This window comes from Bradyrhizobium ontarionense, from assembly GCF_021088345.1.
In the GTDB taxonomy this organism is placed as follows: domain Bacteria; phylum Pseudomonadota; class Alphaproteobacteria; order Rhizobiales; family Xanthobacteraceae; genus Bradyrhizobium; species Bradyrhizobium ontarionense.
In genome coordinates this window covers 6,271,203-6,286,939 of record NZ_CP088156.1, presented here as the reverse complement: position 1 = coordinate 6,286,939, position 15,737 = coordinate 6,271,203, and the positions used below count along the sequence as shown (strand labels likewise).

20 protein-coding genes are annotated in these 15,737 nt (G+C 66.2%); 8 read left to right on the top strand and 12 right to left on the bottom strand.

The genetic code is table 11. The features are described 5' to 3' along the window. Positions 1–202 precede the first annotated feature (202 nt). From LQG66_RS27645 to LQG66_RS27625, 5 genes are all read left to right on the top strand, one after another. Positions 203–580 (top strand): AtpZ/AtpI family protein, encoded by a 378-nt coding sequence (locus LQG66_RS27645; protein WP_231318826.1) that lies wholly within the window; start codon positions 203–205, stop codon positions 578–580. A gap of 72 nt (positions 581–652) precedes the next feature. Beyond that, positions 653–1,396, top strand: coding sequence for a F0F1 ATP synthase subunit A (locus tag LQG66_RS27640; protein ID WP_231318823.1), 744 nt, complete (start codon positions 653–655; stop codon positions 1,394–1,396). A gap of 40 nt (positions 1,397–1,436) precedes the next feature. Then, complete coding sequence (locus tag LQG66_RS27635; protein ID WP_006615622.1) at positions 1,437–1,664, top strand: F0F1 ATP synthase subunit C; 228 nt, start codon at positions 1,437–1,439, stop codon at positions 1,662–1,664. Positions 1,665–1,692: 28 nt separating this feature from the next. After that, positions 1,693–2,253 carry a F0F1 ATP synthase subunit B family protein gene (locus LQG66_RS27630; RefSeq protein WP_231318820.1) on the top strand — a complete coding sequence of 187 codons (561 nt, stop codon included), beginning with the start codon at positions 1,693–1,695 and terminating at the stop codon, positions 2,251–2,253. Further along, a complete protein-coding gene (locus LQG66_RS27625; RefSeq protein WP_231318818.1) occupies positions 2,253–2,744 on the top strand; it encodes a F0F1 ATP synthase subunit B family protein in 492 nt (163 codons plus the stop codon). The genes LQG66_RS27630 and LQG66_RS27625 overlap by 1 nt, the downstream gene beginning before the upstream one ends. Before the next feature lie 167 nt (positions 2,745–2,911). Here LQG66_RS27625 and LQG66_RS27620 read toward each other — a convergent pair whose 3' ends face one another. The 4 genes from LQG66_RS27620 to thrC all read right to left on the bottom strand — a co-directional run bounded on the left by LQG66_RS27620 (position 2,912) and on the right by thrC (position 7,110). Then, the gene (locus tag LQG66_RS27620; RefSeq protein ID WP_231327976.1) at positions 2,912–3,526 is read right to left on the bottom strand and encodes a hypothetical protein; all 615 of its coding nucleotides are present in this window, start codon (positions 3,524–3,526) and stop codon (positions 2,912–2,914) included. 195 nt (positions 3,527–3,721) lie between these two features. Beyond that, entirely contained in the window at positions 3,722–4,309 is a 588-nt protein-coding gene (locus LQG66_RS27615; protein ID WP_231318816.1) for a GNAT family N-acetyltransferase, read from the bottom strand. A 96-nt stretch (positions 4,310–4,405) separates the two neighbouring features. Then, positions 4,406–5,695: a M16 family metallopeptidase gene (locus LQG66_RS27610; protein WP_231327975.1), complete on the bottom strand. Its 1,290-nt coding sequence runs from the start codon at positions 5,693–5,695 to the stop codon at positions 4,406–4,408. Further along, the gene (gene thrC / locus LQG66_RS27605) at positions 5,695–7,110 is read right to left on the bottom strand and encodes a threonine synthase (RefSeq protein WP_231318815.1); all 1,416 of its coding nucleotides are present in this window, start codon (positions 7,108–7,110) and stop codon (positions 5,695–5,697) included. The genes LQG66_RS27610 and thrC overlap by 1 nt, the downstream gene beginning before the upstream one ends. Positions 7,111–8,510: 1,400 nt before the next feature. Between thrC and LQG66_RS27600 the strand changes: the two genes are divergently transcribed. The 3 genes from LQG66_RS27600 (at position 8,511) to LQG66_RS27590 (ending at position 10,071) form a co-directional block, all read left to right on the top strand. Beyond that, positions 8,511–8,834 carry a heavy metal-binding domain-containing protein gene (locus LQG66_RS27600; RefSeq protein WP_231318812.1) on the top strand — a complete coding sequence of 108 codons (324 nt, stop codon included), beginning with the start codon at positions 8,511–8,513 and terminating at the stop codon, positions 8,832–8,834. Beyond that, on the top strand, positions 8,831–9,052 hold the full coding sequence (locus tag LQG66_RS27595) for a hypothetical protein (protein ID WP_231318811.1): 222 nt from the start codon (positions 8,831–8,833) through the stop codon (positions 9,050–9,052). The genes LQG66_RS27600 and LQG66_RS27595 overlap by 4 nt, the downstream gene beginning before the upstream one ends. Positions 9,053–9,222: 170 nt before the next feature. After that, positions 9,223–10,071, top strand: coding sequence for a PhzF family phenazine biosynthesis protein (locus LQG66_RS27590; protein ID WP_231318809.1), 849 nt, complete (start codon positions 9,223–9,225; stop codon positions 10,069–10,071). An 86-nt stretch (positions 10,072–10,157) separates the two neighbouring features. On the opposite strand, the gene LQG66_RS27585 is transcribed toward LQG66_RS27590, so the two are convergent. The 8 genes from LQG66_RS27585 to LQG66_RS27550 form a co-directional block, all read right to left on the bottom strand. Beyond that, the gene (locus LQG66_RS27585) at positions 10,158–10,625 is read right to left on the bottom strand and encodes a carboxymuconolactone decarboxylase family protein (RefSeq protein WP_425601255.1); all 468 of its coding nucleotides are present in this window, start codon (positions 10,623–10,625) and stop codon (positions 10,158–10,160) included. After that, a complete protein-coding gene (locus LQG66_RS27580; protein WP_231318808.1) occupies positions 10,510–10,989 on the bottom strand; it encodes a MerR family transcriptional regulator in 480 nt (159 codons plus the stop codon). Before LQG66_RS27580 ends, LQG66_RS27585 begins: the two co-directional genes overlap by 116 nt. A gap of 162 nt (positions 10,990–11,151) precedes the next feature. After that, positions 11,152–11,916: an SURF1 family protein gene (locus LQG66_RS27575; protein ID WP_231318806.1), complete on the bottom strand. Its 765-nt coding sequence runs from the start codon at positions 11,914–11,916 to the stop codon at positions 11,152–11,154. Between the two features lie 351 nt (positions 11,917–12,267). After that, on the bottom strand, positions 12,268–12,657 hold the full coding sequence (locus tag LQG66_RS27570; protein WP_231318804.1) for a DUF983 domain-containing protein: 390 nt from the start codon (positions 12,655–12,657) through the stop codon (positions 12,268–12,270). A gap of 181 nt (positions 12,658–12,838) precedes the next feature. Then, on the bottom strand, positions 12,839–13,696 hold the full coding sequence (locus LQG66_RS27565) for a cytochrome c oxidase subunit 3 (protein ID WP_231318801.1): 858 nt from the start codon (positions 13,694–13,696) through the stop codon (positions 12,839–12,841). Between the two features lie 86 nt (positions 13,697–13,782). Next, positions 13,783–14,472 (bottom strand): cytochrome c oxidase assembly protein, encoded by a 690-nt coding sequence (locus tag LQG66_RS27560; protein ID WP_231327973.1) that lies wholly within the window; start codon positions 14,470–14,472, stop codon positions 13,783–13,785. Between the two features lie 11 nt (positions 14,473–14,483). Beyond that, positions 14,484–14,660, bottom strand: coding sequence for a CoxF protein (locus LQG66_RS27555; RefSeq protein WP_231318800.1), 177 nt, complete (start codon positions 14,658–14,660; stop codon positions 14,484–14,486). A 7-nt stretch (positions 14,661–14,667) separates the two neighbouring features. Continuing rightward, complete coding sequence (locus LQG66_RS27550; protein ID WP_231318798.1) at positions 14,668–15,606, bottom strand: heme o synthase; 939 nt, start codon at positions 15,604–15,606, stop codon at positions 14,668–14,670. Positions 15,607–15,737 lie beyond the last annotated feature (131 nt).

Below are 15,737 nucleotides of genomic sequence, written 5' to 3'. Positions count from 1 at the left end.
GCGGAGAACGCTGTTGATGCGGCGCGGTGACACGCCCGACCGATCTGACGAAAAAGCCAAGAAATAGAGCAAATTCAGGCATCTAACAGTTCAACACGCAATCTTGACTTGGGGGGATGCGGTCAGTATGGTCCGCGCGACTTTTGAAGGGCGATGGGGCGCTATTTCCTGAAACCCGCAACAGCGCGTCGGGTCTCCACACATGGCGGATGGCACGAACGACAGCGGCGGACACGGGGATCGCGATAAGTCGCCTGATGAGGTTGCGCTTTCCGCAAGGCTCGGAAGTCTCGACCAACGGTTGTCCGAATTTCGTGACGGCCGACGGGTTGAGACTGATCAACCTGGAATCGGCAGCGGGGACACTGCAGCCCGGGCTTCGGCCATGGCGCGTGGACTGCGACTGTCCTCCGAGTTGATCGCCGGTGTCCTCGTCGGTGCGTTGCTTGGCTGGGGCTTCGACCGCTTGCTGTCGACATCGCCCTTTGGATTTATCGTGTTTTTCCTGCTCGGCTTCGCCGCCGGCGTGTTGAACGTGGTGAGATCCGCAGGCGTCGCTCCGGACAGGCCCCGCCAATGAGACGCGCGCGGAAGACCGTCGAGTGAATTGCAAAGCGCCGGCGTGGCCGGTCAACAATGAGACGCCACGCGGATGATCGATCCGATCGAACAATTCCACCTCAACAAGATCTTCACGATCGGCCACATCGGCAATCAGGAGATCGCTTTCACCACGTCCTCCGCGTACATGCTGCTCGCGGTGGCGATCATCGCTGTCATGATGCTGGCCGCCGGGCGTCAGCTCGTGCCGGGCCGCTTCCAGTCGGTGGTCGAGCTGTCCTACGAATTCGTGGCCAATACCATCAGGACCAGCGCCGGCTCGCAGGGCATGACGTTCTTCCCGCTGGTGTTCTCGCTGTTCATGTTCATCTTCGTCTCGAACATCGTCGGCATCATTCCCTACACCTTCACGATCTCCAGCCATATCATCGTCACCTTCGCGCTGGCGCTCTTGGTGTTCCTGACGGTCATCATCTACGGCTTCTACAAGAACGGCCTGAAGTTCCTTAAGCTGTTCGTGCCGTCCGGCATTCCGGTGGTGATCATGCCGCTGGTGGTGGTGATCGAAATCATCTCCTTCTTCTCGCGGCCGATCTCGCACAGCGTCCGTCTGTTCGCCAACATGCTGGCCGGCCACGTCACGCTGAAGGTGTTCGCGAGCTTCGTCACCATGCTCGGCGCGCTCGGCTTCGTCGGCAAGGTCGGCGCGCTGCTGCCGCTCGGTCTCACGGTCGCTCTGACCGGCCTCGAGCTGATGGTCGCGTTCCTTCAGGCCTACGTCTTCACGATCCTCACCTGCATCTATCTCAACGATGCTATCCATCCGGGCCATTGATCCGGCCCTCTCTACCAAACCTCTCAGAAGGAGTTCGTTCATGGATCCGGTCGCAGCGAAGTACATTGGCGCGGGCATTGCCTGCATCGGCATGGGTGGCGCGGGTGCCGGCATCGGCATCATCTTCGGCAACTACCTGTCGGCCGCTCTGCGCAATCCGTCCGCCGCTCAGGGCCAGTTCGGCAACCTGATTTTCGGCTTCGCGGTGACCGAAGCGCTCGGCATCTTCTCGCTGCTGATCGCGCTGCTCCTGCTGTACGCCGTCTAAGACGGCCTGAGCCGGACAGGAGAAGCCCGTGGCTGAAAGTCATGGCGAGGCCAAGGGCACCGCAGGCGCCCATACGGAGGCCGAAGGCGGGCATGGTTTCCCTCCATTCCAGAAGGAAACCTTTCCCTCCCAGATCGTCTCATTGGTGATCGCCTTCGTGGCGCTGTACGTGATCGTCTCGCGTCTGGCGTTGCCGAAGGTGGGGGCCGTCATCGATGCCCGCCAGAAGTCGATCGACGGCGATCTGGCCGAAGCGCAGCGGCTGAAGGATGAATCCGAAGCCGCGATGAAGGCGTATGAAAGCGAGCTCGCAACGGCCCGCTCCCGCGCCCAGGCGATCGGAGCCGAGACCCGCGAGAAGCTCGCGGCCAGCTCGGATGCCGAACGCAAGGCGCTGGAAGACAGCCTCGCGACCAAGCTCGTGGCGGCTGAGAAATCCATCGCCAATACGCGCACGACCGCGATGGGCAACGTCCGCAGCATTGCTGCGGAGGCGGCCGGCGCGATCGTGCTGCAGCTGACCGGCAAGGCCCCCGCGGCCAAGACGGTCGAAGCTGCGGTCGATGCATCGTTGAAGGGAACAGCCTGATGCATTTGCTCGCCGATCCGGAAACCTGGGTTGCGATTGCCTTCGTGATCCTGATGGGCCTGTTCGCCTATCTCGGTGTCCACCGCATGCTCCTGAAGGCCCTCGACAATCGCAGCGAGCGCATCAGATCCGAGCTGGCGGAGGCCAAGCGGCTCAAGGAAGAGGCGGCCAAGGTGCTCGCCGATTACAAGACCCGCCGCGCCAGCGCCGAACGTGAGGCCGAGGAGATCGTGACCAGCGCCAAGGCGGAAGCCGAGCGCATCGCGACCGACGCCAAGGCCAAGATGGAAGACTTCGTCGCCCGCCGTACCAAGGCCGCCGAGGGCAAGATCGCCCTCGCCGAAGCTCAGGCTCTCGCCGACGTCAGGGCCGCTGCGGCCGACGCCGCCGTCCAGGCCGCCGCGACCGTGCTGTCGCAGTCGGTCAAGGGTGGCCTCGGCGAAGACCTCGTGACCAAGGGCATCACGGAAGTCAGCCGCAAGCTGAACTGAGCCGTATCCCATCATCGATCCAACATCTTCAAAAGGCCGGTGCGATCTGATCGCACCGGCCTTTTTGCTTTGAAACCTATTCGCGACCGCGGTGACCTCGACACCTGGCGTGGCGATCATCGACTGTCCCCGCCGCCGCCGATGCCGACCTCACTCCCGTCCGGCCCTCACTTCCGCTTCTTGCCCGGCCGTTCCGGGGTCAGGGCCTGCGGATCGAAGCCGATGTAGAATACGTAATTGTCGGCATTGGCGCCGGCCGGCGGCACCGGATAAACCATGTCCTCCGCCACGATCGTGAACGGCACGCTGCCATCCCCCGTCATCTGCACCGTGGTGCGATAGGCCTTGGTGGCAATCACCTTCTCGCCGATGCCGCCCTGGACCACGGCGATGCGCATCGGAATATCGACGGTCGCGGGCGCACCGGCCGGGCCGGCCACGACCCGGCCCTGGATGCCGATCTTGGCCGTGATCTCGGCGCCGTTGAGATTGCATTCCCGGGCGGTCTTGGTGATCGAAGCCTGGAAACGGACGTCGTTGCCGACCGCCTGCTTGCCCGGTGCCGCCATCGCAAAGGTCGAGGCTCCGGCGCGGATGTTGACCGGCGGACAGCTCAAGCCCTCGGTCGGGTCCACCGGCGGACCGCCGCTGGCGGGCAGGTTCTGCTGCCCCTTGTCGTCGGAGCCGCCGCCGAACAGGCTCTTGAAGCGGTCGGTCAGCGATTGGGCTGACGCCGGCGCCGCAGCCCCTGCCGCTCCCATGGCCAGCAGCACGGCCGCCAGCGTCCCGACCCTGATCACACTCGTCTGTCGCATCGTCTGATGTCCCCGGCATCTCGTCGCCCGGCCCGCCGCCTCACGCTTGGACCGCGCGATCGCGGCGAAGCCAAGACGTCGGCACAAAGGCGTCTATACCCATTTCGGAGGCGGGAACCAGCCCCGATCGGCGGCCTTCCATCCCCAACCCGATCACAATTGCTACCCGCGGAAATCCTCATGCAGCAGGCCGTACAGGTAGTGGTCCTGCCAGACCCCGTTGATGCAGAGATAGCGGCGCGCCAGGCCCTCGCGGGTGAAGCCGCACTTCTCCAGCACCCGGATCGATGGCGTATTGGTCGGAATGCAGGCCGCCTCGACCCGGTGCAAGTTGAGCTCGCCGAACAGGGTCGGCAGCAACAGCCGCAGCGCCACGGTCATATAGCCGCGCTGCGCGAACGGCTGGCCCATCCAGTAGCCGATGGTCCCGGCCTGGACGATGCCGCGGCGGACGTTGGCGAGCGTGATGCCACCAAGCATGGCGTCATCCGATTCGCGGAACACGATGAACGGATAGGAGCGGTCTGCCGAGATATCCTCGGCATAGCGGCGCAGCCGGCGGCGAAAGCCGGAGCGCGTCAGGTCGTCCGACGGCCAGATCGGCTCCCAGGGTGTCAGGTACTCGCGGCTGATCTCGCGCAAACTTGCCCATTGCGCGTAATCAGCCATCTGCGGCGCGCGCAGCAGCAGGCCGTTGCCGCGCGGGGCAAGCGCAGCCGGCCCGCTGGATGGCAAGCGAAACAGGGCCATCTGTGATGCTCCCCCCTGCTCTTCAGAAGCCGACCGCGTGGCCGGCACGCCCGGCGACAACCACGCTCACGATGCTGCGAGTTTCCGGACCCGTGCTCAATGCAGTTGGGCCTTCGACTTCGGGCTGGTCAGACCTTCGGCGAAAGTCACCGCCGTGTCCAGACCTCTGCCGCTGCCCAGCGCGACCACCGCCGGCTTGCTGCGCGCGAGCAGCGCGCGTGCAGCATCGCGCGTGCTCTCGACGCTGACCGCTTCGATCTTCTCGATCATCTCCTGCAGGGTCTGCGGCCGGCCATAAGCCAGGATGTGACGCGCGAGCTGCTCGGCGCGGGCGCTGCAGCTCTCCAGGGCCATCAAAAGCCCCGCCTTCATCTGCGCCCTGGCCCGCGCCACCTCGGCCTCGCCGAGCGTTTCCACCGCGTTGCCGATGATGTCGACCACGACCTCCATCATCTCGGGCGCATCGGCGGGATCGGTCCCGGTGTAGAGACCGAAGAAGCCGGTATCGCTATAGGGCGCGTGGAACGTGTAGACGGAGTAGCAGAGCCCCCTGTTCTCGCGCACCTCCTGAAACAGCCGGGACGACATGCCGCCGCCGAGGATGTTGGTGAAGACCTGCAGCGAGAACAGCGACGGATCAGCCTGCGGCACGCCCTCGAGCGCAAGCGTCAGATGCGCCTGCTCGAGGTCGCGATGCACAACCCGCGAACCGCCCTTGCCGAACGCCGCCGGCTGCGGCTTCGGCGCCGGACCGCCATTGAAGCTGGCAAAATGCCTGGTCACGTCCTCGACCACCCGCTGATGGTCGACGGCGCCGGCCGCGGCGACCACCATGTCGGGGCCACGGTAATGCGTGGCGAGATAGCCGTGCAGCTTGTCGCGGTCGAACGCCTGCAGCGTCTTGGCGGTGCCGAGCAGCGAACGCCCCATCGGCTGATCGGGGAAGCACAGCTCGTTGAGGTGCTCGAACACGACGTCGTCGGGCGTGTCCTGCGCCGCGCCGATTTCCTGCACGATCACGTTCTTCTCGCGCTCCAGCTCCTCCGGCACGAACGACGGATTGGCGAGGATGTCGGAGAGCACGTCGAGCGCCAGCGGCACATCGGCCTTCAGCACGCGCGCGTAGTAGGCCGTGGTCTCGGTCGAGGTGCCGGCGTTGAGATCGCCGCCGACCGCCTCGATCGCCTCGACGATCTCGCGCGCGCTGCGCATCGTGGTGCCCTTGAACGCCATATGTTCCAGAAGATGCGAGATGCCGTGCTCGTCCGGTTTCTCGTCGCGGCCGCCGACCCCGGCCCACACCCCGAGCGCCGCGGTCTCCAGATGCGGCATCGTGTCGGTGACGACCGTCAACCCCGTCGGCAGCTTGGTGACTTCCACGCCCATCATGCAATTCCCTGCTTGGCGGCCCGGCTGACCGAGCGGATGAAGGTCTCCACCTCGGCCTGGTCGTTCCGCATGATCCTGACGTCCTCGCGCTTGCTCATCAGCCCTTCGAGCCAAACCGGCAGCTGCGGCCGCATTCCGCAGGCGGCCTCGACCGCATCGGGGAATTTGGCGGGATGCGCCGTCGACAGCACGATGTTCGGCACCGAGGTGTCGGTGCCGTCGCGGTCAGCCACTGCCAGTGCCACCGCCGTGTGCGGGTCGACGAGATCGCCGGCCTCGCGGAAGGCGGCGCGGATCGCGGCCGCGGTCTCGGTCTCGTCGGCGCGGCCGGCATCGAAATCGGCGCGGATCGCTGCCAGCATCGCGTCAGGCAGCACAAAGCGGCCCGACTGCTTCAGGCTCTCCATCAGCCGCCGCACGGAGGCTGCGTCGCGGCCGCCGGCCTCGAACAGCAGCCGCTCGAAATTGGACGACACCTGGATGTCCATCGAGGGCGACGCCGTCGCATGCACCTCGCGCACCTCGTAGATGCCGGTCTTGAGCGTGCGGGCGAGGATGTCGTTGACGTTGGTCGCGACGCGCAGGGTGCGCACCGGCAGGCCCATGCGCTTGGCGACGTAGCCGGCGAAGACGTCGCCGAAATTGCCGGTCGGCACCGTGAAGTCGACGGCGCGCGCGGGTGCGCCGACCGCGACCGCCGACGTGAAGTAATAGACCACCTGGGCCACCACGCGCGCCCAGTTGATCGAGTTGACGCCGGACAGCGCCACCGAATCACGGAAGGCGTGATGGTTGAACAGGCCCTTCACGAGCGCCTGGCAGTCGTCGAAATGACCTTCGATGGCGAGCGCATGGACATTGGCCGCGCCCGACGTCGTTATCATGCGCCGCTGCACCTCGGAGATGCGGCCGTGCGGGAACAGCACGATGAGATCGGCATTGTCGCGGCCGGCGAAGGCGTCGACCGCCGCGCCGCCGGTGTCGCCCGAGGTCGCGACCACGATGGTGGTGCGCTCGCCGCGCCTGGCCAGGACATGGTCCATCAGCCGCGAGATCAGCTGCATCGCCACGTCCTTGAACGCCAAGGTCGGCCCGTGGAACAGCTCCAGCACAAACTGATGCGGCGCGCTCTGGTCGAGCGGCACCACCGCTGGGTGGCGGAACGTGGCATAGGCCTCGTTGGCCATGCGGCCGAGCTCGGCGTCGGAGATCTCTCCGGCCACGAACGGCTTGATGACCTCGACCGCGACCTCCCAATAAGGCCGGCCGAAGAACGAGGCGATGGTCTCGGCCGAGAGCTGCGGCCAGGTCTCGGGCACGTAGAGGCCGCCGTCACGGGCGAGCCCGGTCAGCATCACATCGCAGAAGGTGAGCGCGGGGGCCTCCCCGCGGGTCGAAACATAGCGCGTCAAACCGCTCTCCAGACCTGCGTCACCAGGCCATAACCTGTTGATTGAATTCGAAATCGGAACTGCCCGGCGGCAACATGGTCCGGCACCATAATGGTTTTGGCCTTCGCGCGAAACCGGTTGTTGCCGGTCCCGAAGAATGGTCGGCTTCGGGTTACGGCTGCGTTACGGGGGCGGCTTGGATAGGCAGCTCCTTGCGAGCCGACGGAACCCGCTCCCACTCCGCTGTCGCCGCCCCGGGGGGTTTTCCGAAGGCTCAACCGAGGACAGGCTCCGGCGGGCGATCCAGTCCGCCGTGACGGCCGCGGTCGACCGCGCCGCCGCGGCGTACTGGATCCCCGCCTTCGCGGGGATGACGACGGGGAGGCGGCGATGGCACCCGTCCTGCCGCATCAAGGCTGATTGTTCGAAGCATTAGTCTTTCCTCCGTCATGGCGAGCGCAGCGAAGCAATCCAGGGCCATGGGCGGGACTCTGGCTTGCTTCGTCGCTGCGCTCCTCGCAATGACGCGTGGTGACATGGGATCTCGGCAAGCAACCGTCTCGGCAAGCAACCGTTTCGGAAAGCCCCGCCCCGCAAAACGCACCTTCGCGTCCTCGCGGCGCGATCGGCACCCGAGCTTTGCGAAACTTGATCCCTCCTTGGGTTGGAGGGCGCAGGGAAGACCGGATGCCGGCTGGCACCCGCGGCCCCCGTGCGAACAGAAATGCACGGGGCAGGAACCACAGGCTCAGCCAGAGCGACCCGGCCTTCCCTGCGCAATGGCTTACGACTTATACGCGCTCTCCTCGGTGCACCGGGCTTTTTGGCCACCGTCATCGACGCGATGCATCGGCATCGGCGCCAACTTGATACCAGCGTCGGGGTATCAGGACCACGCGACTTCGCCGTCCGTGCCGGCCGCACTCGTCAGTTGCAGCCTTCACGTCCATCGCATCCCACCCCAACGTCCGTGACGACGCGTACGCCCCTCGCAACGAGGCGGGACGGAGAGAGACAACCACAATTTCTGAAAAAAGGAAATAGGAATTTTTGAGCAGACCGAACCGGAATGGCCGATCGCCTTGAGCTCGTTGGCGAAATGATTTTTTCGGCGCAGGCGAATTTGGCGACTCACAGCGCGGTCAAGTCCGCGACGAGACAGCCCGTCGGGCGACTCGGGCAAGCACGAAGACTGCAGCCGTCATTGCGAGCCATCCGATCCCACTGGCTGCGCGACCGGATGCTCGAAGCAATCCAGACTGCATCCGCGTCGCGCGTCCTGGATTGCTTCGGCGCAAAGGCGCCTCGCAATGACGAAGGATAGAGCCGTACTGCCAAGCGCGGCTGCCTTGAACCGGAACCATGGCTCGGTTGTCAAACGGAGCGTTGGCCGAGCTGGCCGGCAGAAGATGGAGCCTTCCATGATCGTCGTGACAACGGAAAACGTGACCGGCCATCGCACGGTGCGGATGCTGGGGCAGTGTTTCGGCGTGGTGGTGCGCAGCCGCGGCCTCGGCGGCAATCTGCTGGCCAGCCTGCGTTCGATCGTCGGCGGCGAGATCCACGAATACACCCAGATGCTGGAGGAGGCGCGGCGCCATGCGCTCGACCGCCTCGTCCACAATGCCACCTCGATGGGCGCCAATGCGATCCTGATGATGCGCTTCGACAGCGCCGAGATCGGCCAGACCATGAGCGAGATCGTCGCCTACGGCACCGCGGCCGTGATCGAACCGGCACCATGATCGGCGTCATGCTCTGGCTCGCGGTCATCGTCGCCGTCGTGCTGGTGTGGGCATTCTTCCGCCAGGGCGGCTACAAGCGCGAGGCCCTGACGGCGCCGCCGGGACCGGAGTGGGTCAAGACGGAAGAGCGCTTCGTCGATCCCACCAGCGGCGACACGCTCGATGTGTGGTTTGATCCCGGGACCGGCGAGCGGGCGTATGTGAGGGCGCATAGGTAGCCCGCATGAGCGATAGCGACATGCGGGGTCAGCACCGGTCCCGCATATCGCTACGCTCATGCGGGCTACGATTTATCGCGCGCTTCCGGAGATCGCGCTCGCATCAAACTCCACTTGCATGCGCTGCAACGGCAGGCATTCTCGAACCGTCACACTGACGCGAGACCCACATGATCATCCAACACATCGCCGCCTTCACCGACGGCCCGACCGGCGGCAATCCGGCTGGCGTCGTCATCTGCGAAGCGCTGCCCGACGCCGCCACGATGCAGGCGATGGCCGCCGAGATCGGCTATTCGGAGACGGCGTTTGCGGCGCCTGTCGATGGCGCATGGCGGGTGCGCTACTTCGCGCCGGAAGCTGAGGTCGATTTCTGCGGGCATGCGACCATTGCCCTCGGCGCCGCGCTGGCCCGGCACGAACGCTCCGGCACCTTTGCGCTCAAGCTCAATCATGCCGACATCACCGTCGATGGCCATCATTCGGCGACGGATTGGAGCGCGTCGTTCCGATCGCCGCCGACGCAGACGCGCAGCCTCTCGTCCGCGGCGCTCGACGAGACGCTGGCGCTGTTCGCGCTGTCGCCTGACGACCTCGACCCGCGCATCCCGCCCATTGTCGCCCATGCCGGGATGGATCATCCGGTCATAGCGCTGCGAGACCGCAACCGCCTCGGGGCCGTCAGCTATGACTTCGGCCGGGGTCAGGAGCTGGCGCAGCGCGAGCGTTTCTGCACGTTTGCGCTGGTTCATGCCGAGACGCCGCAGCTTTTCCACGCCCGCAATCCGTTCCCGTTCGGCGGTGTTTACGAGGATCCGGCGACGGGTGCGGCGGCCGCAGCGCTGGCCGGCTATCTGCGCGAGCTCGCATGGCCGGCCCAGGAGCCTATCGTGATCCGGCAGGGCGAGGACATGGGCGTGCCCTGCTGCCTGCGGGTCGATCTCGACGGGCCGGTCGGCGCACCGGTCAGGGTGTCCGGCAGCGTGCGGTTGATCGGGGCCGACGCGCAGCCCGTATGAGCGAAGCGACAGGCGGGGCCGGACGAACGGCCGTGCCTCTCGCTGTGCTCACGCGGGCCGCGACCGTCAGCGCGCGCTGCCCATGCTCATAGCGGGCGACCGGCCTTCGCGTCGGCCTCGGCGAACACGGCCTTGGCCGCGAACAGGCCGTTGAGCGCGGCGGGGAAACCGGCATAGACCGCCATCTGCATGATCACCTCGGTGATCTCGTCGCGGCTGAGGCCGACATTGAGACCCGCATGGATGTGCACCTTGAGCTGCGGGCTGGCATTGCCGAGCGCGGTCAGGGCCGCGATGGTCGCGATCTCGCGGCTGCGCAGATCGAGGCCGGGGCGCGAATAGATGTCGCCGAACGGAAACTCGATCACGTAGGTCGCGAAATCCGGCGCGATGTCGGCGAGCGCCGCGATCACGTTGTGACCGGCCTCGCCGTCGATGCTATCGAGCGCGCGCCGGCCGCGCGCCAGCCGCTCGTGGTCGCCGCCCGCTCCCTGCGGGGCGTCGGCCGGCGTCTTGGGTGCCACTGCCGGCTGAATTGCCGTCGTCTGAGTCATGATCGTTCGTCCTCTCGTTGGTGCCGGCATAGCCGGCAATCTTGCCGTCGAGAACGAGAAGGCAATCCTGCAACGCGGCGACGTGCGCCCGAACCACATCGCGATGCCGCTCCAGGAGCTGGCGCCGCTCGGGCTCGGTGGCGGCGCCGCGCGCACGCAGCTCCGCGTAACGCAGCATGTCCCGGATCGGCATTCCCGTGGCCTTCAGCCGGCCGAGGAATTCGATCCAGGTCAGGATCGATGCGTCGTAGTCCCGCTGCTGCGCATGATCGCGGTCGGCCCTGGGCAGCAGCCCGATCCGCTCGTAGTAGCGGATCGTATGGGGCGTCAGCCCCGACTGCCTGGCCAATTCGCCGATCTTCATGCGCGCCCGTCTCCATTCACGACGCCATGCAGGCTACGGGTTCGAGCGCGCTCTAAGTCAAGGGCCGTTTCACCGGCAGCGGACCACGTCATAGGCGCGGCGTAGCCGGCATGAGCGAAGCGATCTGCGGGAAGGTGGACATGGTCATGCGGGCAACGGACCTCACAGCTTCTCGCCCGCGGGTCGCCGGCCCCGCGCCCACACCGCGAAGGCGATGATCAGCGCCGCCGCCAGCGAGAACCAGGTGATGGCGTATTGCATGTGCTCGTCGCGCAGATGCGGCGACAGCGGACCAGGCTGCGGGATGCCGTTCTCGGGGACCGGCGTTTCGAGATCGATGTAGAACGGCGCGACCTCTCCCCAACCGAGCGTCTTGGCCATCGCGAGATGATCGCGCGTGAACCAGAGACGCTTGTCGCGATTTTCGGCAGTGGTGAGCAGGCCGGCCGCTTCCGGGAAACGCAGATAGCCGGTCAGGGTCACAGGCTCGCCGGTGACGAGTTTGGCCGCTGCGCGATCCTGCACGGCGCGCTCCTGCATGGTGTTGGCGACGAAGCCGGCGTCGACCACCACCGTCTCGCCGGACGGCAGCCGCGCCGGCAGGAACGCCCAGGTCCCCGGCCCCGACACGTCCTCGCGCACGGCGGAGCCGGCGCTGTAGACCATCGCGTCGGGCAACTTGGCATAGCTCGCGGTGAAGCTGACGCGGCGGAACTCGTCCGTGGCGGGCGTGAGCGTGGGCCACACGCTCTGTGGCGGCAGCGGCGCGGGCGCCGCGCTGATCCGATCGGTAAGTGCTGCGATCAGCTGATGCTTGGCAGCGCCGCGCTGCAGCTGCCAGACGCCGAGGCCGAAGCACAGCACGACCATCGCGATGGTGAAGGCGGCAAAGGCGCGGGACGAGGTCTTGGAGCGGGGCGAGGTCATGTTGTTTGGGCGAGTCAATTTGCGCCGTCTCTTTGAGTTGATTGACAGAACGATGGCGCGGCGGGCTCGGTCTTCACCTCTCCCCGCTCGCGGGGAGAGGTCGGATTGCAACGCAAGATGCAATCCGGGTGAGGGGGTACAGGTCTCACCACGGACACTGCCCGTGGCTGCCCCTCACCCCAACCCTCTCCCCGTAAGAACTGGGAGAGGAAGCGCACCGGTCGCGCCGCAGATGTCTTCGGCTTAAACGAGCAGCTCTTTTTCCTCTCAGCTCGTTCAAAAACAGAGATTGTCGTCTTCGCCAAGCGTGCGATGATCAGGCCACAGATCGGTCGTCGCCAACGCCAGACATCAACGCGGCGTCTTGTCCACCAGGCGGCCGGGGGCAGCCTTGTGGTGGAATTGCAGGGCGATCAGCAGCGACTTCATCGCGCGCAGGGGGAGAAGCGTCGTGACCAGGATCAGCGGTCCCCACAGCGCGGCATGGACCCAGAACGGCGGCTGGTACTTCACCTCGACGATCAGCGCCGCGCCGACCACGATCGCGCCGGCCAGCATCATGATGAAGATCGCTGGACCGTCGCCGGTGTCGATGAAGGCGTAGTCGAGGTCGCAGGCCTCGCAGCGCTTGCGCAGATTGAGGAAGCCGTCGAACAGCTTGCCCTGGCCGCAGCGCGGACAGCGGCAGGCGATCCCACGCAGGATGGTCTGGGTCAGGGTGACGGGCGGATGAGCGATCATGGTGTCTTGCCCCAAGGCTGCCGGACGCGACGCCTCAGCTTAAGCGACGAAGCGGCGGGATCGGATCACATTTGGATCAACCGGCGGCAACCCGTCCAACGAAAAAGGGCGACCCGACGGTCGCCCTTCCTTAACACGTTCGACGGAACCGTCGCGCGCGCTCGTCGCACGCGAGCGGCTTTTAGTGGGCGCCGTGGGCCATGGTCTCGGCGCCGTGGCCCCAGACGTAGATGCAGATGAACAGGAACAGCCAGACCACGTCGACGAAGTGCCAGTACCAGGCGGCGAACTCGAAGCCGAGGTGCTGCTTCGGCGTGAAGTGGCCGGCATAGGCGCGCGCCAGGCAGACGATCAGGAAGATCGTGCCGACCAGGACATGGAAGCCGTGGAAGCCGGTCGCCATGAAGAAGGTCGAACCATAGACGTGGCCGGCGAACGAGAACGTCGCGTGGCTGTACTCATAGGCCTGCACGCAGGTAAACGTCGCGCCCAGCAGGACGGTCAGGATCAGGCCGTATTTCAGGCCCTTGCGGTCGCCCTCGAGAAGCGCGTGGTGTGCCCAGGTCACCGTGGTGCCGGAGGTCAGCAGGATCAGCGTGTTGAGCAGCGGCAGATGCCAGGGATCGAAGGTCTCGATGCCCTTGGGCGGCCAGACGCCGCCGAACAGCGCGTCGCGGGTGGCCTGCACCTCATAGGCCGGGAACAGGGCGGCGTTGAAATAGGCCCAGAACCAGGCGACGAAGAACATCACCTCCGAGGCGATGAACAGGATCATGCCGTAGCGGTGGTGCAGCTGCACCACGCGGGTGTGGTCGCCCTTGTACTGGGCTTCCTTGATGACGTCGCCCCACCAGCTCGCCATGGTGTAGAGCACGCCGATCAGGCCGATGCCGAACACGATCGGCGCGGCGCCGAACATCTTGTGCATCCAGCCGATCGCGCCGAACGCCATGATGAACGCCGAGACCGAGCCGACGAACGGCCAGGGGCTCGGATCGACGAGATGGTAGTCGTGATGCTTGGCGTGCGCCTCAGCCATGTCAAGTCTCTCCCCAGATCGATGCCGGTCGCGCCGGCACGTAGTCGTTCAACAGCGATGGTCGCGGACGTTGGACGTCCGCACCATCATAGATTGCCCCGCGGCTTGTCCGGCTCGCCCGCAGCGACCGGTTTCGGCGCGGCGTCGCGGACGGGATAGAAGGTGTAGGATAGCGTGATCGTCTTGAGCCCGTCGTTCTCGTGATCGGCCGTGATCGCGGGATCGACGTAGAACACGACCGGCATCTCGCGGGTCTCGCCCGGCGCCATGGTCTGCTCGGTGAAGCAGAAGCAGTTGATCTTCTGGAAATAGGCGCCCGAGGTCAGCGGCGACACGTTGTAGGCGGCCTGGCCCGCGGTGGTGCGCGCCGACTGGTTGGTGACGGTGTAATAGACCGTGACCACCTCGCCGATCGCGACCTCGATCTCGGTCTTTTCCGGCACGAACTTCCATGGCAGCCCGCCGGCGACGTTGGCGTCGAAGCGCACCGCGATCCGGCGCGCCAGCGGCGCCGTTGCCGGCGCCGACGTCGCGACCTGCGTAGTGCCGTTGAAGCCGGTGGCCCGGCAGAACCAGTTGTAGAACGGCACGGCCGCATAGGACGCGCCGACCATCAACACCACGACGGCGCCGCAGATGCCGCCGACCAGCGCATCGCGGCTCAGACGCGGCGCGGCGCGGGTCGGCGCGGCAGCGGCCTGCGCAGCCGGCGCGGTGGTCGGGAGGGTCTGGTCGGTCTGCCCCGTCACGTCGTCCTGTCTCGCACCGTCCTGCATCACACCAGCCATCACATCGGCCGCTTCAGCACGGCGGGGCCCTTCACCATGGTCACCGCGAAGAACAGCACCACGAGCACGCCGAGCGCGAGCGCAATCGCGATCGAGCGCCGGCGGCGGCTGCGCAGCTGCGCCTCGGTGAGGACGATGCCATCCGGCTCATTATGCTCGGCCATTGCGTTTGCCATACGCCCCCTACCAGATCAGCGGCGCGATCATGCGCGCGACGGCTTCGAGCCCGAGCGTCGCGAACAGCGCGAACAGATACAGGATGGAGAAAGCGAACAGCTTGCGGTTGGCGCGCAGCGAGGCGCTGCGCTCGCGCTTGCGGAACACCTCGATCGCCAGCCACATCATCCCGGCGCCGAGCGCCAGCGAGACGACGCCATACACGGCGTCGAAATAGCCGAGCGGCCAGGGCGCAGCAGCGACCGCGACCAGCACGATTGTGTAGAGCAGGATCTGCAGCCGGGTCGCGTCGGGCCCGGCGACGACGGGGAGCATCGGCACGCCGGCGCGGGCGTAATCGTCGCTGCGGAACAGCGCCAGTGCCCAGAAATGCGGCGGCGTCCAGAAGAAGATGGTCAGGAACAGCCAGAGCGGCTCCGGCGCGATCGAGCCGGTCGCCGCGACCCAGGCCACGACTGGCGGCAGCGCGCCGGCGGCGCCGCCGATGACGATGTTCTGCGCGGTCCAGCGCTTCAGCCACAGCGTGTAGATCACGACGTAGAAGAAGATCGTGAAGGCGAGCAGCGCCCCGGCATACCAGTTGACGAGGATGCCCAGCGTCATCACGGAGAAGAACGACAGCGTGGTGCCGAAGGCGAGCGCCTCGGAGCGGGTGATGCGGCCACGCGGGATCGGCCGGTTGCAGGTGCGCGACATCAGCGCATCGATGTCGCCTTCCAGAGCCATGTTCAGCGCGCCGGAGGCGCCGGCGCCGACCGCGATGCACAAGAGCGAGGTGATCGCCAGCACGGGGTGGAAATGGCCGGGGGCGATCAGAAGACCGACCAGCGCCGTGAAGATCACGAGCGACATCACCCGCGGCTTCAAGAGCGCGAGATAATCGCCGACATCGGCCTCGGAAATCCGCGGGCCGACGGCAATGGCGTTCTGATCAATGACCGACACGACGAATCCAGACTTCAATTCAAACGGTTCAGAAGCATGCCGCTTCGGGGCTTCGCTTCAAGGACCGGTCGGCGTGCCGCAGGACACGCCGGCCGGGAGACGTCGACGCGGCGCCGGAGAGCGGCACCGCG